The sequence below is a fragment of the Thalassospira povalilytica genome (assembly GCF_002844235.1).
Classification (GTDB): domain Bacteria; phylum Pseudomonadota; class Alphaproteobacteria; order Rhodospirillales; family Thalassospiraceae; genus Thalassospira; species Thalassospira povalilytica.
Genome location: NZ_PGTS01000004.1, coordinates 440,327 through 456,930 on the forward strand (window position 1 = coordinate 440,327; position 16,604 = coordinate 456,930).

Sequence of the window (16,604 nt, forward strand, 5' to 3'; positions counted from 1 at the left end):
ACGTGACAGCGTAACAAGATCAGACAACCGGTCATTCAACCTGTATGCGTGCAACCCGGAACTCTTGATCATGATTGACGTTTCAAAACATGTCAGACCTGTTCTTTGTGCTGTGGCGATATTGGCCGCAATCGGCATTGGGGGCATCCCGAAGATGGCCCATGGCAGCCCGATCAAATTCGATGACAGCCCGATGCCATCAAACGGGCTTGCCACCGATACTGCGTTATCAACCGCCTTTGAGCGTCCTGACACATGCAAGGGTTTTGATCCGATCAAACGATACGGTCCGGAACTTAAATTTCAAATCCGCCGCAATGATGCCCCGGTCGGGGTTCATAGTGTGACCTTCAATCGCGGGCGCGACGGGCTTCAGGTCGTGGCCCAAAGCAATATCGATATCAGCATTCTGGGCTTCAATGCCTATCGGTTTGCATATCGATCCGAAAGCATATGGCAAGGTAACCGGTTGATGCGACTGTCGGTAAATGTTGATGATGACGGTGAAAGAACGGATGTCACGGCCACCCGTGAGTCCAATCATCTGGTGGTGAACGGCCCGGGTGGTCGCCAGGTCATCCGGACAGACATCTTTCCGACCGATCACTGGCATTGCGGTGTTCTGGCCCGAAAATCGGTTCTGAACACGATTACCGGCAAACCGAATGACGTCACCATCACTGCCGGTCAAAGCGAAATGCTGCGCACAATGGACGGATCAATCCGTGCCACCGGCTTTCGTTATAATGGCGAACTCAAAACCGATGCCTGGTACGACCATCTTGGGCGTTGGGTCGGGTTGCAGTTTCGTGCGCGTGACGGATCGACCATCACCTATCGCTGCATGAATTGCCAAACCCGCAATGCCGCAAAGGAACAGGGATGAAAAAGCACTTTCAAACTATCTGGATTGTTGGTGCGTCAGCCGGGATTGGCGCCGCATTGGCCGCCAAATTCGCAAACAACCCGACGTCCGAGCAGCAGAACATCATCATTTCAGCCCGCAATGGCGACAAATTGCGCGAACTGGCCGATGCATTGCCCGGGGTCATTCCCGTTGCCGTCGATATTACCGATCCGAATGCGGTCAAATCCGCCTTGGCCCGGATCGAGGAGGAATTCGGCCTGCCTGATCTGGCCGTGCTGGCAGCCGGTATCTATTCGCCAATGAAAGTCGCGAATTTTTCGGCAGATACGGTTCGAAGCCATATCGATACCAATTACATCGGCATCGTCAATTGTCTGGAGCCGCTTTTAACGCGCATGCGCGCGCGTCGGTCCGGGGAAATTGCCGTGGTGGCGTCAGTTGCGGGATATCGCGGATTGCCCAATGCGGCGGCCTATGGCCCGACCAAGGCCGCACTAATCAATTTATGCGAGACATTGCACACCGAATTATCGGGCAGTGGCGTTCTGTTGCGGGTAATCAATCCGGGTTTTGTCAAAACGCGTCTGACCGACAAGAACGATTTCGAAATGCCCTATTTGCTGTCACCTGATCAGGCGGCAGACTTCATGTATAAAGACTTGTGCGGCAAGGATGATTTCGAAATCGCGTTTCCGCCGCCTTTTGTCCGGCAACTGAAACTGACGCGTATTTTGCCCTATGGGCTGTTCTTCAAACTGATGCGCAAACTGGTGAAGGCATGAACGAGACTGAAAACAGAAAACGCCATCTGATTGCTGCTTATGGCGCCTATTTTGAAAACCTGTCCCCGGAAACGGTCAACGAGCTTTCCGGGATGGTCACAGACGATTTTACGTTTTCTGATCCCTTTACCACCCGCAAAGGGCCGGATGATGTTTGCGCCTATCTTGGCAAAACATTCACCGATACCGAGAACCCCAATTTTGTTGTCACCCACGAGGCCCTTGATGGTGATATCGGGTTCTTGCGCTGGCAGTTCTCGGCAAAAATTCCGGTGATCGGACATTGGGAATTTTGCGGCATGACCGAACTGACATTCAACCAGGATGGCAGCCTTTTGGCATCCCATGTTGATTACTGGGATTCCGGTCAGCATTTCTATGGCAAATTGCCGATCCTTGGCTGGATCATCAAGCGTCTTGCACGTCGTGTCGCAGGCTGATGCCCGGTTGCGAACCCACACCCCAGCCAAACCCTAGTTCGCGGCAAGACTGCTGTTTCTGTTGAAGAACAGGGTCACCTCGCCAATTTCAAAGCCCCATTTCCGGACACGGGCGCGATTGACCAACACCCCGTCGGGTTGCAGGAACATCCAGTCATTGAAGCTGACGCGCCAGGAACCGTCACCGACCTTGAGATCCATGTCATAAGACCAGTTCAGCGCATTGCCATACTGGCTTCCGATCGCGGTGCCGATAATGTCGTCAGCCCGTCCTTCATAGGCATGGTCGCCGGTCTTTGTGATCACCCAGACACGACGGTCGGTTTCACCATCGTCATACAGAAAATCTTCTTCCAGTGTCAGGGTGCCGTCCTTGACCGTGCCGGTGATATCGACGGTAAATTGACGACGCAAAGTCCCGAACCGGTCTTCGAATATTCCCCATGCCCGGCTGTTGCCTTCGAAATAGTCAAAGACATCGAAGACGGGTTCCTTTTGCGCAAAATCCTGCGGTTTCATCGACCCACATCCGGTTAGTACCAATAAAAAGCTCAGCGCAATCATTTTACGCAGCATAGGCTTGCTCCTGATTCCTGACCCCAAGATCAAACTCTGCGGCGAAGAAGGCGCCGACGAATGGCAACCTGATGCCGGCTTCCCAGCGGGAAGCGCCACATCATCCCGATTGCTCCTGCTTTCAATACGACGGGAAACACCGCATAGATCAGAACCAGGACGAGCAAGGCACCGCTTTTTTGCCCGTCCCCGTCGGTCAGGCCAAAAGCCCCCAGCACCGGAAGTGCAATTCCGGCCGCCAATGCCATGGCAAGTTTGTTGGTCATGTTCCAAAGGGCAAATAAAAGGGCCGTCCGTCTGGCGCCGAACCGGTAACGGTCCCAGTCATCGACATCGGCCTGTATCGCCGGCGGCAATGCCAGATCGGCCCCCAATGCCGCCCCGGTCACAAGACAAATCACGCCAAAGCCGACAAAATCCCCAGATCCCAGAAACGGCACAAAGGCAAAGGCCGCAATCGCCATCATCATCGCCATACACCAGATGCGATGTTTGCCAAACCGTGCCGACAAACCGACCCAAAGCGGAATGGCAATGATTGCCGCCAGAAAATAGGACAGGATCAGGATATTTTCAGCATCACGATCAAGCTGCAAAAAATACCGCACAAACAGCGGAAAACACACAGCAGGCAGGCCCGCCGCCAGACCGTTGATCATCCATGCAGCAAGCAGTCGCACAAACAGACGGTTGCCTGACAAACTGCGAAGCCCCAGCCGCAAAGTTGTCGCGAACGTCAGGCTACCCGTCGGGGCCAAGGGTGATGTTTCAACAGACTGGTGCGCAACAGGATCGGGCACACGCCAGATCAGAAGCACAACGAAAACAGCCCCCAGAACAAGGGTCGTCAGGGCAAGCATCCTGATTTCATCAGACCGGTCGGCAGCATCCAGCAGCACGGGAAGCCCACCCGCCAGCACAATACCGATCAAGCCGGCCCCTTCGCGACAGGCCGTCAAGGAGGTCCGGGTTTTGTAGTCTCCCGACAGATCAGCCCCCCATGCAAGATAGGGGACCTGAAACAGGGTCCAGCCCAGAAAAAGGATCGTCGCCCACCAGAACAGGTAGGTCACATCGGGATTGTCCGGCGGGGTAAAAAGATTCCACAAACCGATACCGGCAATCACCGCACCGATCGCCACCCAGATTTTGCGGGACCCGGACCGGTCAGACAACCACCCGATCAACGGATCGGTTGCCATATCAATCACGCGCACCAACAGCAATATGGCCCCGGTGGCCGCAAGCCCCACCCCAAGATCATCACCATAATAACTTGGCAACAGGACATAGGCCGGGATGGTTGGCACGGCTGCCGCCATCGCCGGAAGCGCATAAAGAAGCGCTGTGTTCCGGGAAATATCAGACGCGGGCATTGCCGGGATGTTCGATCACGAACAATCCAACGTCGATCGAGCCGCAATCAAACCCGGTTTCGCAATAGGCCAGATAGTATTCCCACATGCGTTTGAACCGCTGATCAAAGCCCTGTTTGGCGATGTCGTCCCAGCAATGCTGGAAACGGCGCTGCCATTCGGCCAGCGTGCGGGCATATGATTTGCCAAAAAACTCGCTATGGGCAACGGTCAGGCCGGCCTGATTGACAGCCGCCGAAAGCGCGGTTGGCGACGGCAGCATTCCACCGGGGAAGATATAACGCTGAATAAAGTCGGCACCCTTGCGATAGGTATCAAATCGCGCGTCATCAATGGTGATGATCTGCAAAACCGCACGCCCGCCGGGACGAAGACATTTACGGATCATTTCGAAATAGGTTGGCCAATGTTCTTCGCCGACGGCTTCGAACATTTCGATTGAGACGATCTTGTCGAACTTTCCGTCCTGATGGCGGTAATCGCGCAGTGCGATGTCTGTGCGGTCATTCAGCCCCTGTGTCAGAAGCCTGCGACGTGCATAGGCGTGCTGTTCGGCCGACAAGGTCAGACCGGTTACGTTGCACCGATATTTGCCTGCTGCCAGTTCGGCAAACCCGCCCCAGCCGCATCCGACTTCGAGCACCGTTTCACCGGGCTGCAATTCTGCGAGATCGCAGATGCGTTGATATTTTGCGGTTTGCGCCCCATCAAGTGACATATCCGGGCTGCTGTAATAGCCCGAAGAATAGGTCATCCCCGGATCAAGCCACGCAGAATAGAATTCGTTTCCAAGATCATAGTGATAGGCAATGTTGCGTCTGGATCCTTCCAGGGTGTTGGCATTGCGCAAATGCCCAAGACGCGCCACCATCCGTGACAGGAAGCCACCCGCCAGACGGGCACGCACGATGTTTTCATTAAGCATTGCAACGCGCATCAGACGGGTAATGTCCGGGCTGCTCCAACTGCCATCCATATAGGCTTCGGCAAAGGCGACATCGCCGCCCGTGGCCAGTTTGCGGATTGCCTGCCAGTCATGGATGTGAATGGCAGCCTGAAGGTCCGTTTCCTGATCACCGGTAAAATGCAGATGGTCATTGTCGGGCAGAACGATGGTCAGTCGCCCGAACTGCAAATGCGACAATACCCGTCGCAACATTACCTTAAGCAGGCTGCGATTTCCGGTCATGCTGCCCAACAAGGGCACAAGACGATCACGCAATGGAACAGACAATTCAGAAGCCGTCGGATTACGGTCAGGCATTGTTCTTATCTCTTTCCTGCTTGGGTCGCTGCGGTCCCGGTTGCCAGAACATAGGTCACCGGGCTTTGTGGTGGTGCCGGTCGTTTATGGAATGTCATCCCCTTGCGCCAAAGATGAAGCGCTTCCCAGTGGATGCCCGCCACAACCTTGAGCGTCATCAAAGGATAGCGAATGAACGCTCCGAACAGTTTACGGTCAGACAGGGCATTTCGATCACCAACAAAGGCCGCATTCAGAAACGCCCCGCGGGCATCGGTTTCGCGGATCGCCACCGCAACATTTTCACCCGGAATACGAATACGGAAATGGTAATCGGCCACCATGTCGATAAAGGGTGAAACATAGAAACCCTTGGCACAGGATTGGCGCAAGACACCCTTGTCATCAATTGCGCCCGGTCCGACCGGGATCAAATAGCTGTGGCGATCGCCAAAGGTGTTGGAAACTTCGTACAGCACCGCACCAAGCCCGCTATCCGCCCGATAACAAAAATAAACCGATAGCGGATTGAAAACAAAACCCAGCAGCCGCGGATAGCAAAGAAGTTCAATCCGTGACGCGCAATCAGCCAAATCATGTTCTGCCAGTATGGCTTCGAGGCGGGTGCGCAAATTCTGCCCCGCCCCGTCTGCGTGATCACGGTCATGGAAGGAAAACAGATTGAACCGGTTGCGGCTGAATAAACGCAATCTGGCGGCAAGATCATCGATCTCGTCAAGGTCGAGCAGGAACGAAAACACCGAATAGCGCAGTTTGTGCCGTTTCGGCCGTAACCGGTTATGGGTGACGACACCTTCATACAGGGCGGATGCCCAACGGGCTGGCTTCGATGTTGAGGTCATGACACCTCGCTTGATTGCGGGACGATGGTTCCGGTCACGTGGATGCGGCCATTTTCATCGTCAACGATCCAGGGACGGCGCACATTGCCAAGGGCTTCTGCCACCGCAAGGCCGGACTGCAATCCGTCCTCATGGAAACCGTAACCGAAATAGCTTCCGCAATACCAAAGATTATCGACACCCTGGATCGACCAAAGGTCTTTTTGCGCCGCCATTGCGCCGGCATCAAACAGCGGATGATCATACAGGAATGAACGGATCACACTGCCCGATGCGGGATGGCGGGGCGGGTTAAGGGTCACAAATAGCGGTTTGGCAGGATCGAGATGCTGCAACCGGTTCATCCAGTACGTGACACAGACCTTTTTCTCGCCGTCCTGTTCTTCGGCCAGATAGTTCCAGCTTGACCAGACCTTTTGGTTTTTGGGCATCAGGGCCGGGTCACTATGCAGGATCGCAAGATTGCGTTCGTATTTGAACGCCGAGAGAAGCGTTTTGACCTTGGGAGCCGGATCATCCTGGAGTGCCAATGCCTGATCACCATGACAGGCCAGAACCACGTGATCAAAGATTTCCCGGTTGCCGTAACGGTCTTCGACAAACGCACCACCGGCCGGGTTTCGACCGACCTTTGCAATTGCACGATCCAGAACCACACCGCCCGAAATGCCTTGGGTCATGCGCTTCACATACTGGCGTGAACCACCAAGCACCGTCCGCCATTGCGGCCGGTCTTTAAGCTGAAGCAATCCATGGTTCTGACAGAACCGCACGAAGGCCGCCAAGGGATATGCCATCATGGTATCGACCGGTGTCGACCAGATCGCAGCCCCCATCGGCAACAAATGATCATTGATGAATGCCGATGAATACCGATTTTCGCGAAGATAATCGCCAAGACTGATTTTTTCAGCACTGCCATCTTCAAGGGCACCGGGTGCTTCGCGGTAGAAGCGCAAAATATCGCGCACCATTTTCCAGAACCGCGGGCGAAGCAGATTGCGTTTTTGCGCAAACAGCGCCCCAAGGTCGCCACCACCATATTCCAGCCCGCCCCGATCCATCGATGCGGCAAAGGACATGTCGGTAGGCACAGTCTCAACACCAAGATGATCAAACAGCGCACAGAGATTTGGATAACAGCGCGTATTATAAACGATAAAGCCCGTATCGACCGGGGTGCTGTCCGCATCCACCGTATTGGAATGACCACCGGGCCGGTCATCCTTTTCATACAGGGTCACGTTGTGGGATTGGCTGAGCAACCAGGCTGCCGACAGGCCGGAAATGCCCGAACCGACAACCGCAATATTGAGTTTTCCCGAAGTGACAACGTTCATATCGAACCGGCCTGCTTGCAGTTATGTTTTCAAAACTACATATCAATACGCATGGCAATAACATGCGGATCACTTAGCAGCTTATATGTGATGTCATTGTAAGTACCTGTCAGAAAACGTACAATTTCATCTGATCCAAAAGAACACGGCCGCCGTATCAAAGTCATGATGAACATGATCTTGGCGCGGCCCCAAAGGGGACCTGAAACCACAATGACCGGCACCAAGTCCAAACGCCCCGGCCCGGCAGACCCGGTTGAGGCGAAAAAATGTGCCGATTGGATCGTTTCCGTCGCGACAACCCGCGACCGGGAAGCGTTTGCGCAACTGTTCGCGCATTTTGCCCCGCGCGTTAAGGCCTATATGTTCCGGTTTGGCGGAAATGCCGAAACCGCCGAGGAACTGGCACAGGAGGCGATGATGCAGGTGTGGCGCAAGGCGCATCTGTTTGATCCGTCCAAGGCCGCGGCCAGTACATGGATCTTTACCGTGGCCAGGAACCTGCGCATTGACCGGTTCCGCCAGCGCAAACATATCGAGGTGGATGATTCCGACCCGACGCTTATTGTTGACGAGGACCCGCTGGCCGATGAAGTGGTCGGGCGCGATCAGGAAGCGGTTCTTGTCAAAGCTGCGATGGAAGAATTGCCCGCCGATCAGAAGGTAGTTGTCGAATTGTCGTTTTTTGAAGATTGCTCACACAGCGAAATCGCCGAGCGTCTGAACATCCCGCTCGGGACGGTTAAGTCCCGGTTGCGCCTTGCCCTGGGCAAGCTGCGCGGCGGACTGGAAGGTGTCGCATGAATATCAAGCATCATCCAACTGACCAGACATTGATGGATTATGCCAGCGGGTCGCTATCACAGGCGATGGAACTGCTGGTGGCAACCCACATGACCCTGTGTCCGCATTGCCGCAACAAGGTAAGCGGGTTCGAAACCATGGGCGGTGCCGTGCTTGAAAATACCGACAGCATGTCAATGAGTGACCATTCACTTGATCACGTGATGGCCATGCTTGAGCGCGAAGCAACCAACGAAAATATTGTGACCGAAACGCTGCCCACCATGCGCAGGATTGCGGTTGGTGAAAGCATTACCGGCAGCACCATGGCGTCGCTTCCGCGTCCTTTGGCAGAACTTCTGCCCGAGGATGTCACATCCCTTGATGACATCCCGTGGAAGTCGCTGGCGCCGGGTGTGAAACAGTTCCAGCTTAAATCGATCGAAAGCAAGGGCACGGTCCGTTTGCTTAAAATCGCGCCGGGTATTTCGATCCCGGATCACGGACATCATGGTCATGAAATGACCTTGTTGATCAAGGGATCCTACATCGATGAAATCGGCCGGTTCCGGGCCGGCGATGTTGCCGATCTGGATGATGATGTCGATCATCAGCCGATTGCCGATACGGCAGAAGAATGCATCTGCCTGATCGCAACCGATGCCCCGATGAAGTTCAACCGCCTTTTGCCGAAATTGTTGCAGCCATTTTTCGGTATCTGATTTCCGATGCGTCCCAACGCGCCAAGCCCCGCAGGATGAAACTGCGGGGCTTTTTTTTCGGTTGGTATGGGATTATTGCGCAGCAACCAGCCAGTTGATGCTGTGCTGTGCCGGTCCGGGAAATTTGCAGGTTTTGGCAAGCCAGACGCCGATTTCGGCAAGCTGCTGATCAAATTGCCAGGGCGGATTGATGACAAGCAAGCCGGTGCCGCGCATCCGTCCCTTTGCCCCGCCCTGATCAGCGGCCAGTTCGGCGCAAAGAACCCCGCCCGATGCCTTGATCGCACCAAATGATGTGCGCAAATCGCCGTCAAATCCGTCCTCAAGGATCGGATACCACAGCATGAAGGTGCCATTTGGCCATTTTTCCCATGCATGCTGCACGGCGTTTGCGGCCTTTTGATAATCCTGTTTCACATCATAGCTCGGATCCATCAGGACCAGTCCGCGACGGATCACAGGCGGCATCATGGCAACAAGGCCTTCATAGCCGTCACGTTTATGCAGATGAATGCGGCCATCGCGTTTGACACGATGATGCAGGGTTTCATGTTCGCGCGGATGAAGTTCCATCAGAATCAATTCATCTTCTTCGCGCAGCATTTCGCGCACAATGAATGGCGATCCCGGATAAAACGGCCCGCGATAGGCATCTTCTTCGCGCACACCATAATCGCGGCCTTTTGCCACTGGATCGAAACGCGCCACATGATCAAGGAACGCTGCCAGCATTTCCGGCGGATTTGGTTCGGCCTTTGCCCGCGCATAACCGTCTTTCCATTCGCCGGTCTTGGCCGCCTGATCACTGCCAAGATCGTACCAACCCGATCCGGCATGGGTATCGATCACGCAGAACGGCTTTTTCTTTTTGCGCAAATGACTCAGGACAAGCCACAAGGCCGCGTGTTTGTGCATGTCGGCAAAATTCCCGGCATGAAATCCGTGCAGATAGCTCAGCATGTCCCTTTATCCTTTCCCGGGGCGCGTATTACCACGCCCACCGCCGCCCGGACGTGATTTTGCCCCGCCCCGTGCAGATGCCCGGTTGCCGGATTTGGCGTTGTCTTTGCGTGATCCTTTATGGCGGCCGGCCCCTGACTGATTTGACGTCCCGTTTTCGTCGCTGTGCGATGCGCTATGCGATGCCTGATGGCGCTGGCGGGCGGATTTATAGCCACCCTTGCGGCGCGATGGACGGGCCGGGCGATCTGTGCGCGCGTCGGCATCTGATGCGGCGTCAAGCTCGGTCCGCTTTGGCGGCTTGGCCGATCCGGGCGACAAACGGCGATGGGTTGCCGGTGGGGCATCAACATCAATGATTTTCCATTCGCCCGGGGCAAGACCGTCCAGCGTCCAGTCACCAATCGCCTGACGGATCAGGCGCAATGTTGGAAAGCCGACCGCGGCCGTCATGCGGCGAACCTGCCGATTGCGGCCTTCGGTGATGGTCAGTTCGATCCAACTGGTCGGGATTTCCTTGCGATAACGCACCGGGGGATCGCGTTCCCACAGATTGGCGGGTTCATCAATACGGCGAACCTTGGCAGGCAGGGTCATGCCGTCTTTAAGCTCGACCCCATTGCGCAAATCGTCAAGCGCCTGATCGGTTGGTTCGCCATCGACCTGCACCAGATATGTTTTGGGCTTTTTGTATTTCGGATGGGCAATCTGTGCATTTAGCGGCCCGTGATCGGTCAGCAGCAGCAAACCTTCGCTGTCGCGATCAAGGCGACCGGCGGCATAGACCCCCGGCAGATCGATATAATCAGCAAGCGTCGCCCGGCCATTTTCACGGTCGGTAAACTGGGTCAAAACGCCATACGGCTTGTTAAACAGGATCAATTGCGCCATGGCGCGCATAAAACCAGCTTTGTCGGGTCTGTCAATATGTCCCGGTGATGATCATCGCATAACGGCAATGAACGTACTTAATCCTCGATCAGATATTCCATGGTGGTGACAACACGCACGGTTTTGTTGATCTGGCTGGCTTCGTTCATATTGGGGGCACCATCACCGGCCAATATCTGAAACAGGCCTTGGGTTGCACGGCGGATACCACCAAGCTGCCCACCGGAATCCGTGGCAAATTGCATGGCAGCTTCGCGCGCATTCGCCGTTGCCGCCGCAATCATGTCGGGCTTGATGGCATTCAGACCGGTGAACAGATAGCTCGGCCCGGGATTATAGCCCTGCCCGCCCAGAACAATGCCGCCCTGAAGCAACTTTCCGATATTCTGTGATGCGGCCACCACCGCATCAACATCATCTGTGCGGACCTGAATGGTCTGATTGACAATGAACCGGCTTTCAACCGGCCCGGACCGGTATGCCTGCGCCAGTTGATCGGTTACCTGCAGGTTTTGCAATTCTGTCTGATCGCGCGTGATGCCGTGGCTGGCCAGAAAATCCAGAAGAGTTTTGGTATCGGCATCAATTTTGGCCTGGGCATTTTGCAGCACATCATCGGTTGCAACATAGGTCATTGGCCAGAAGGCCTTGTCTGCCTTGACATCACGTTCTGCCAGCCCTTTGACCGTTACAAAACGATCCAGTGACCGCATGTTTTCGATCCCTTGGCCGACCATCCATCCGGATGCCGCGATACCGCCCGCGACCACAATTGCCGCGAAAACTTTTGCAAAGCCCGAAGATTGCGTCATGTGCCCGTCCTTTTCCCTTGCACGCCAAACGTGAAATTCACCATCGGATAGCCTATTCTTTATATCATGATATCGCCGTTGAAAGCGGCAATTACGAGGCACCGTTGCGTGAAATCAATGTGCCCGTAAAATTGTGCAAACAGGATTTTGAATGCATTCAAAACTGGTCGCTTTCTGACAGACATCATGTTAAAAGCGCGCCAACACATTCAGGGTCGGCAAAACCGGCCCACGCCATTCACACGTCACAAGAGGTCATCCATGCTGCGTTCTGAAATCAATGCCTGCATTGAGCACGCCAAAGAGCTGTACGCATCCATCGCATTCAAATTGCCGGAATGGGCCCATTACAGCCCGTCCCAGTGGGACGCCGAACCCGATCTTGCGAAATGGTGCCGTGACCATCAGATGGGCTGGGATGTGACCGATTATGGCGAAGGCAATTTCGACAAGCGCGGCCTGATCCTGTTTTGCCTGCGCAATGGCATCTTGCGCCAGCCGGGCGAAGTTCCCTATGCCGAAAAGATCATGATCGTCGGTGAAAATCAGGAATGCCCGTGGCACTACCACAAGGTCAAAATGGAAGACATCATTGTGCGAGGTGGCGGCAATCTTGTGATCGAACTTTGCAATCTGACCGAAGACGGGCAGATGGATAAGGTCAATGACGTTCGCGTGCGCACGGATGGCAAGCTCAATATCCTGCCCGCGGGTGGCAAGGTTGTGCTTGAACCGGGTCAAAGTGTCACCCTGCCAAGAACGCTTGTGCACCGTTTCTATGGCGAAGAGGGCAAGGGCCCGGTGATTGTTGGCGAAGTATCCCAGGTCAATGACGACCTGACTGACAACTATTTCTTTGATTGCGATGCACGCTTTACCGAAATCGAAGAAGACGTCGCGCCCATTCATCCGCTGTGGAATGAATTGCCAAATACGTAATCAAACGCCAAACGTTCTGAAAACAGAAAGGCCCCGCCGGCAATCGCTGCGGGGCTTTTCATTTGCATATCGGTGCGTATCGGTTCGGACTGGTCGGCAGAGATGGGTTAGATCATTCCGCCGGCTTGTGATCGTTGGGATCACCAAGAATATCTGCAAATTCCGGCAAATCACGCAGCGGTTCAAATTCTTCTTCGGTCCACGCGGGCTGACGCATTGATTCGGAAAGTTCGACCGCGCGCTGCAAATCAGCAAGGGCGGCTTCGCGGAAGCCAAGCCCGGCATTGGCGCAGGCACGCTGGTAATAGCCATTGGCACTTTCGGGTTCCTCGGCCAGCAACCGGTTGCACAGGCTTAGTGCCCAGTCACGATCACCAAGTTGCAAGGCCGCGTCCGCCTTATAGGCCATAACTTCCGGATCACCCGGGGCAAGTTCAAGAATCTTGTCATAGGTTTCGATTTTCGAACGCGGATTTGACAGCTGATTGGCCTGCAACCACAGGGCATGAATGGTCTGTGTACGTTCGATTTCGTGCTGATGTTCGTTAATCAGCTTGGATTTCAGGCGCAACTCATCCTCAAGCGAGGACAAGCGGGCTTCGAATTCTTCGGAAAGGCGGCGCAGTTCCGTATCCGCCAGATTGCGGACACTGGATTTCAGTTCACGCAAAGACTGCCAGCCCAGCATGGTCAAAAGCGCACCCACCGCAGCCACGAAATAGAAGAAATACGTAACCGTATTGGACGAGTAGGAAATGGCCTTGTCGATGGCTTCGAGCTGACGGTTGACCACTTCGCGCAGCAGTTCGGCGCGCATGCCCTGCATTTCGGTCCTAAGGTTTTTCAATTCATCAAGAACATAACGTTCCATCAAGGGCGGCATGTTTGACCGTTCGGCCGGATCAAGCGCACGGAAATCGATGCCATCGGCAGGAAGGGGACTTTCCGAAGAAGACGTGCTTTTTGTGTCATCGGTCTGGGCATGGACCGGTTGGGATATCGCGCCAACAGAAAGAAGACCCAGCATCAAAGCCAGAATGAAGAAAGCACATTTTTTTGTCATTGGTCCGCGTCCTGTTTTCCTGCCCGTTCGGTGATGAGACCATAGGTATCAGGAATGAACAAACACTAAAACCGGCAAGCATCCATCCATAAGAAATCACTGATCCACATCAACACAGCAGATCCAAAAACAGCTTAACCTGCCGGTTAGGAAACAGTTCAGGATTATCCCCCAGGTTGGCCATGCATACTTACGGTCTACGTCACGAACATGCCGAAGAACATTCCAAGCTTGCGCTGGACTTGATGGCGCAGCTTGGTGTGATTCCCCATCCTGACAATTTTCTGATTTTCTATTCCTATCTGGCCGGAACCAACCCGGACATGAACCAGACGATTGATATCCTGCGCAGCAACCACCGCGCATTTGACGAATTGCAGTGCAAGGCAATTCATGACCGTTTTTTCAGCACCGAACGCGAACGCAAGATCACCGAACAGATCACGACAGAGCTGCGCCGACAGCTTAACAATGCGCTTAACAACGTCAAAAAGATCGGGGTCGATACCACCAAATACGCCGAGGCGCTTGACCATTTCTGCGACTATATTTCCAGCAAGGATTTCAGCAATCTTGAACAATCCCTGCATACGCTTGTTGGCGCAACGCGGCAGATGGAAGATGTCAGCCATGTCTTTGGCCAAAGCCTTGATAGCAGTTCGACCGAGATTTCACGCCTGCGTCAGGATCTGGCCAAGATGCGCCACGAAGCCATGACAGACGGGCTGACAGGCATTGCCAACCGCAAGGCATTTGACGAGAAACTTCGCGAAGAAGCCATGACCGCAATGGAAAGTGGCAAACCGGTCAGTTTGCTGATCCTGGATATCGATCATTTCAAAAGCTTCAATGACAATCACGGCCATCAGGTCGGTGATCAGGTTCTGCGTCTGATGGCAGAAGCATTGGAGCGAAATGTCAAAGGACAGGATTTCGCCGCACGATATGGCGGTGAAGAATTTGCGATCATTTTGCCGCAAACAACACTGGGCTGCGCCAAACAAGCCGCCAACATGCTGCGCCACAATGTGGAAACCCACAATATTGTCAGCAAATCAAACCAGAAAAAGGTCGGGCGCATCACGGTGTCGATCGGGGTTGCAACATTCCGGTTCGGGGAGCCGTTGGCACGGTTGATCGAACGTGCAGATGATGCGCTCTATCTTGCGAAATCGCGGGGCCGTAATCAGGTGGCAAGCGAACGCGATGTCGAACGCGACGCACAACATCGCAAAGACCAAATCATATCCCCGGCAAAGGGTGCCAAATCAGCCGACGGCAAGCCCGCAAAGCAGCGTTGCGCCTGATAGCGCTGACAACCAGCCGATTTCCACGTATAAGGCAGGCCAACTTATCGAAAATAAACTGGTCTGATTTACGTGAAAAAAATCGATGTTCTGATCATTGGTGCCGGTGCGGCCGGCCTGATGTGTGCGATTGAAGCCGGCAAGCGCGGTCGATCCGTGGTGGTTGCCGATCATTCGGCAAAGCCCGCCGAAAAGATCCGCATTTCCGGCGGCGGTCGATGCAATTTCACCAATATCCATACCAGTCCGGAGAATTTTATCTCCGAAAACAAGCGTTTCTGCGTGTCGGCCCTGAAACGCTATACGCAGCACGACTTCCTTGATCTCGTGAACAGCTACAACATTGCCTGGCATGAAAAGACGCTGGGACAATTATTCTGCGATGAATCATCGTTCCAGATCATTGATATGCTTCTGGACGAATGCGATGCGGCAAATGTCGAAATTCGCCTGAACACCGAAATTTCAAACATCATCCGCCGGGAGGATGGCGGATTTGATGTGACGACGCGCACCGGTGCGCAATGGACCTGTCAATCGCTTGTCGTTGCCTGTGGCGGATTGTCGATCCCGAAAATCGGCGCCACCGGGTTCGGATATCAGATTGCCCGTCAGTTTGGCATCAATGTCATTCCGACCCGTGCGGCCCTTGTGCCCTTTGTATTCGATCCGGAACTGCGGACAAAAACCGGCGAACTTTCGGGCATTTCGGTTGATGCCGTTGTCGGCTGCAACAAAAAGCAGTTCCGCGAAGGTTTGCTGTTTACCCATCGCGGACTTTCCGGACCATCAATTTTGCAGATTTCGTCTTATTGGAATGAAGGCGACAGCATCACGGTGAATCTCAACCCCGAAGAAGATGCGTTTGATATCCTGAAATCCGCCAAGGCCGAAAACCCGAAACAGGCAGTGCATAACGTTCTGTCGCGCATCCTGCCAAACCGGCTGGCGCAAATGATTACGGCCAATCACGGTCTTGAACGTCCCATCGGGGAAACCGGGGACAAGGCGCTTCGCAAACTGGCAATGGATGTCAATCAATGGTCGGTGATGCCAAGCGGCACCGAAGGATACCGCACAGCCGAAGTCACGATCGGCGGGGTGGACACCAACGCCCTGTCATCAAAAACCATGGAAGCGCGTGACGTGCCCGGACTTTATTTCATCGGCGAGGTCGTCGATGTCACCGGGCATCTTGGCGGCTTTAATTTCCAGTGGGCATGGTCTTCTGGCTGGTCCGCCGGACAGGTCGTCTGACCCTTATTTTAACGCGTAATTTGCAAACAACTTTCCCCTGTCGGGAACAACACCGCATTTCAACCGTTTATCAGACAAGCGCGGCAAAAATCGCCGCAGCAATAAACACGAGGTTGGAACATGCTTGAGTATGGTGGAATTATTGGCCTGTTGGTCCTGATTGCCGACGTGTGGGCCATCATCAACGTTATGGGCAGCGGTGCAAGCACCGGCTCGAAAGTTATCTGGACGGTTCTTATTCTGGTTCTGCCGGTACTGGGACTGATTATCTGGCTGTTTGCCGGTCCGCGTAGCGGCCGCGTCTCAGCATAACATCAGATCGCACCTTCGCGGTTCGCAGATCATAACACAAAAGGCCGACAGATATCTGTCGGCCTTTTGT

18 protein-coding genes are annotated in these 16,604 nt (G+C 54.3%); 9 read left to right on the forward strand and 9 right to left on the reverse strand.

Going from position 1 to position 16,604, the window contains the following annotated elements:
- Positions 1 to 70: 70 nt before the first annotated feature.
- The 3 genes from CU041_RS13425 to CU041_RS13435 are packed head-to-tail and all read left to right on the forward strand — an operon-like array spanning position 71 to position 2,090.
- The gene (locus tag CU041_RS13425; RefSeq protein WP_101247295.1) at positions 71 to 886 is read left to right on the forward strand and encodes a DUF6134 family protein; all 816 of its coding nucleotides are present in this window, start codon (positions 71 to 73) and stop codon (positions 884 to 886) included.
- Positions 883 to 1,650, forward strand: a complete 768-nt coding sequence (locus tag CU041_RS13430) for an SDR family NAD(P)-dependent oxidoreductase (protein WP_101247296.1) — start codon at positions 883 to 885, stop codon at positions 1,648 to 1,650. Before CU041_RS13425 ends, CU041_RS13430 begins: the two co-directional genes overlap by 4 nt.
- Complete coding sequence (locus tag CU041_RS13435) at positions 1,647 to 2,090, forward strand: nuclear transport factor 2 family protein (RefSeq protein ID WP_068519928.1); 444 nt, start codon at positions 1,647 to 1,649, stop codon at positions 2,088 to 2,090. Before CU041_RS13430 ends, CU041_RS13435 begins: the two co-directional genes overlap by 4 nt.
- 33 nt (positions 2,091 to 2,123) lie before the next feature.
- On the opposite strand, the gene CU041_RS13440 is transcribed toward CU041_RS13435, so the two are convergent.
- Genes CU041_RS13440 through CU041_RS13460 form a run of 5 tightly spaced genes read right to left on the reverse strand, consistent with a single transcriptional unit; the run spans position 2,124 to position 7,488 of the window.
- Entirely contained in the window at positions 2,124 to 2,666 is a 543-nt protein-coding gene (locus CU041_RS13440; protein ID WP_101247297.1) for a DUF3833 domain-containing protein, read from the reverse strand.
- Positions 2,667 to 2,695: 29 nt separating this feature from the next.
- Positions 2,696 to 4,042, reverse strand: coding sequence for an MFS transporter (locus tag CU041_RS13445; RefSeq protein WP_101247298.1), 1,347 nt, complete (start codon positions 4,040 to 4,042; stop codon positions 2,696 to 2,698).
- On the reverse strand, positions 4,029 to 5,306 hold the full coding sequence (locus CU041_RS13450; protein ID WP_101247299.1) for an SAM-dependent methyltransferase: 1,278 nt from the start codon (positions 5,304 to 5,306) through the stop codon (positions 4,029 to 4,031). The genes CU041_RS13445 and CU041_RS13450 overlap by 14 nt, the downstream gene beginning before the upstream one ends.
- A 5-nt stretch (positions 5,307 to 5,311) precedes the next feature.
- Positions 5,312 to 6,148, reverse strand: a complete 837-nt coding sequence (locus CU041_RS13455) for a DUF1365 domain-containing protein (protein WP_101247300.1) — start codon at positions 6,146 to 6,148, stop codon at positions 5,312 to 5,314.
- A complete protein-coding gene (locus CU041_RS13460) occupies positions 6,145 to 7,488 on the reverse strand; it encodes an NAD(P)/FAD-dependent oxidoreductase (RefSeq protein WP_101247301.1) in 1,344 nt (447 codons plus the stop codon). The genes CU041_RS13455 and CU041_RS13460 overlap by 4 nt, the downstream gene beginning before the upstream one ends.
- A gap of 213 nt (positions 7,489 to 7,701) precedes the next feature.
- Here CU041_RS13460 and CU041_RS13465 point away from each other — a divergent pair, with 213 nt between their 5' ends.
- Positions 7,702 to 8,292, forward strand: coding sequence for a sigma-70 family RNA polymerase sigma factor (locus tag CU041_RS13465; protein WP_068519933.1), 591 nt, complete (start codon positions 7,702 to 7,704; stop codon positions 8,290 to 8,292).
- Positions 8,289 to 8,993, forward strand: coding sequence for a ChrR family anti-sigma-E factor (locus CU041_RS13470; RefSeq protein WP_101247302.1), 705 nt, complete (start codon positions 8,289 to 8,291; stop codon positions 8,991 to 8,993). The genes CU041_RS13465 and CU041_RS13470 overlap by 4 nt, the downstream gene beginning before the upstream one ends.
- A 72-nt stretch (positions 8,994 to 9,065) precedes the next feature.
- On the opposite strand, the gene CU041_RS13475 is transcribed toward CU041_RS13470, so the two are convergent.
- From CU041_RS13475 to CU041_RS13485, 3 genes are all read right to left on the reverse strand, one after another.
- Positions 9,066 to 9,953, reverse strand: a complete 888-nt coding sequence (locus tag CU041_RS13475) for a 23S rRNA (adenine(2030)-N(6))-methyltransferase RlmJ (protein ID WP_101247303.1) — start codon at positions 9,951 to 9,953, stop codon at positions 9,066 to 9,068.
- A 6-nt stretch (positions 9,954 to 9,959) separates the two neighbouring features.
- Positions 9,960 to 10,844, reverse strand: coding sequence for an rRNA large subunit pseudouridine synthase E (locus CU041_RS21045; protein ID WP_170310224.1), 885 nt, complete (start codon positions 10,842 to 10,844; stop codon positions 9,960 to 9,962).
- A 77-nt stretch (positions 10,845 to 10,921) separates the two neighbouring features.
- Positions 10,922 to 11,656, reverse strand: coding sequence for an SIMPL domain-containing protein (locus CU041_RS13485; RefSeq protein WP_101247305.1), 735 nt, complete (start codon positions 11,654 to 11,656; stop codon positions 10,922 to 10,924).
- A 261-nt stretch (positions 11,657 to 11,917) separates the two neighbouring features.
- Between CU041_RS13485 and CU041_RS13495 the strand changes: the two genes are divergently transcribed.
- On the forward strand, positions 11,918 to 12,595 hold the full coding sequence (locus CU041_RS13495) for a D-lyxose/D-mannose family sugar isomerase (protein WP_068519939.1): 678 nt from the start codon (positions 11,918 to 11,920) through the stop codon (positions 12,593 to 12,595).
- 112 nt (positions 12,596 to 12,707) lie between these two features.
- On the opposite strand, the gene CU041_RS13500 is transcribed toward CU041_RS13495, so the two are convergent.
- Positions 12,708 to 13,658 (reverse strand): tetratricopeptide repeat protein, encoded by a 951-nt coding sequence (locus tag CU041_RS13500; protein WP_101247307.1) that lies wholly within the window; start codon positions 13,656 to 13,658, stop codon positions 12,708 to 12,710.
- Between the two features lie 182 nt (positions 13,659 to 13,840).
- On the opposite strand from CU041_RS13500, the gene CU041_RS13505 reads away from it, so the two are divergent.
- The 3 genes from CU041_RS13505 to CU041_RS13515 all read left to right on the forward strand — a co-directional run bounded on the left by CU041_RS13505 (position 13,841) and on the right by CU041_RS13515 (position 16,534).
- Entirely contained in the window at positions 13,841 to 14,965 is a 1,125-nt protein-coding gene (locus CU041_RS13505) for a GGDEF domain-containing protein (protein ID WP_233433105.1), read from the forward strand.
- Between the two features lie 72 nt (positions 14,966 to 15,037).
- A complete protein-coding gene (locus tag CU041_RS13510; RefSeq protein WP_101247308.1) occupies positions 15,038 to 16,222 on the forward strand; it encodes a BaiN/RdsA family NAD(P)/FAD-dependent oxidoreductase in 1,185 nt (394 codons plus the stop codon).
- A 120-nt stretch (positions 16,223 to 16,342) separates the two neighbouring features.
- The gene (locus tag CU041_RS13515; protein ID WP_068519944.1) at positions 16,343 to 16,534 is read left to right on the forward strand and encodes a PLD nuclease N-terminal domain-containing protein; all 192 of its coding nucleotides are present in this window, start codon (positions 16,343 to 16,345) and stop codon (positions 16,532 to 16,534) included.
- Positions 16,535 to 16,604: the final 70 nt, after the last annotated feature.

Excerpts from the sequence above, each read along its gene's own strand:
- CU041_RS13425 (WP_101247295.1), top strand. The coding sequence starts at position 71 with ATGATTGACGTTTCAAAACATGTCAGACCTGTTCTTTGTGCTGTGGCG.
- CU041_RS13430 (WP_101247296.1), top strand. The coding sequence starts at position 883 with ATGAAAAAGCACTTTCAAACTATCTGGATTGTTGGTGCGTCAGCCGGG.
- CU041_RS13435 (WP_068519928.1), top strand. The coding sequence starts at position 1,647 with ATGAACGAGACTGAAAACAGAAAACGCCATCTGATTGCTGCTTATGGC.
- CU041_RS13440 (WP_101247297.1), bottom strand. The coding sequence starts at position 2,666 with ATGCTGCGTAAAATGATTGCGCTGAGCTTTTTATTGGTACTAACCGGA.
- CU041_RS13445 (WP_101247298.1), bottom strand. The coding sequence starts at position 4,042 with ATGCCCGCGTCTGATATTTCCCGGAACACAGCGCTTCTTTATGCGCTT.
- CU041_RS13450 (WP_101247299.1), bottom strand. The coding sequence starts at position 5,306 with ATGCCTGACCGTAATCCGACGGCTTCTGAATTGTCTGTTCCATTGCGT.
- CU041_RS13455 (WP_101247300.1), bottom strand. The coding sequence starts at position 6,148 with ATGACCTCAACATCGAAGCCAGCCCGTTGGGCATCCGCCCTGTATGAA.
- CU041_RS13460 (WP_101247301.1), bottom strand. The coding sequence starts at position 7,488 with ATGAACGTTGTCACTTCGGGAAAACTCAATATTGCGGTTGTCGGTTCG.
- CU041_RS13465 (WP_068519933.1), top strand. The coding sequence starts at position 7,702 with ATGACCGGCACCAAGTCCAAACGCCCCGGCCCGGCAGACCCGGTTGAG.
- CU041_RS13470 (WP_101247302.1), top strand. The coding sequence starts at position 8,289 with ATGAATATCAAGCATCATCCAACTGACCAGACATTGATGGATTATGCC.
- CU041_RS13475 (WP_101247303.1), bottom strand. The coding sequence starts at position 9,953 with ATGCTGAGCTATCTGCACGGATTTCATGCCGGGAATTTTGCCGACATG.
- CU041_RS21045 (WP_170310224.1), bottom strand. The coding sequence starts at position 10,844 with ATGGCGCAATTGATCCTGTTTAACAAGCCGTATGGCGTTTTGACCCAG.
- CU041_RS13485 (WP_101247305.1), bottom strand. The coding sequence starts at position 11,656 with ATGACGCAATCTTCGGGCTTTGCAAAAGTTTTCGCGGCAATTGTGGTC.
- CU041_RS13495 (WP_068519939.1), top strand. The coding sequence starts at position 11,918 with ATGCTGCGTTCTGAAATCAATGCCTGCATTGAGCACGCCAAAGAGCTG.
- CU041_RS13500 (WP_101247307.1), bottom strand. The coding sequence starts at position 13,658 with ATGACAAAAAAATGTGCTTTCTTCATTCTGGCTTTGATGCTGGGTCTT.
- CU041_RS13505 (WP_233433105.1), top strand. The coding sequence starts at position 13,841 with ATGCATACTTACGGTCTACGTCACGAACATGCCGAAGAACATTCCAAG.
- CU041_RS13515 (WP_068519944.1), top strand. The coding sequence starts at position 16,343 with ATGCTTGAGTATGGTGGAATTATTGGCCTGTTGGTCCTGATTGCCGAC.